The organism is uncultured Microbulbifer sp., from assembly GCF_947489355.1.
In the GTDB taxonomy this organism is placed as follows: domain Bacteria; phylum Pseudomonadota; class Gammaproteobacteria; order Pseudomonadales; family Cellvibrionaceae; genus Microbulbifer.
The window spans coordinates 1-419 of the sequence record NZ_CANLDD010000188.1; the positions used below are offsets into that span (position 1 = coordinate 1).

The following is a 419-nucleotide window of genomic DNA, read 5'->3' on the forward strand; positions in this document are numbered from 1 at the left end:
AACTTGCTGAAAAATGGAGCCCGGAGCAAATCTCAGGCTGGCTGCTCAAGGAGCACTTGATACTGTTGAGCCATGAGTGCATCTATCAACATGTGTGGACCGACAAGGCGAGGGGTGGAGAACTGTTCATGAACCTCCGGCGGCACGGTAGAAAGTATCACAAGCGAAGCAATGGTAAAACCAATCGCGGCCAAATCAGGAACCGTATAAGTATCGATGAGCGCCCGGTGGAGGTAGATGCGAAGAGTTGGGTTGGCGACTGGGAAATTGATACCGTCATTGGCAGGGGACATAGCGGCGCTCTGGTGACTATTGTAGAGCGCGTAACGCAGTTTACCTTATCTGCACAAGTGGAGAACAAAAGTGCAGAGGCGGTGACAGAGGCCACTATAGCTCTGCTGAAGCCGTATACGGCGGCA

1 protein-coding gene is annotated in these 419 nt (G+C 52.5%); it reads left to right on the forward strand.

Translation table 11 applies throughout. The features are described from left to right. Positions 1-419 (forward strand): IS30 family transposase (locus tag Q1A48_RS21405; protein WP_299948908.1); only part of this gene is annotated, 419 nt, incomplete at both ends.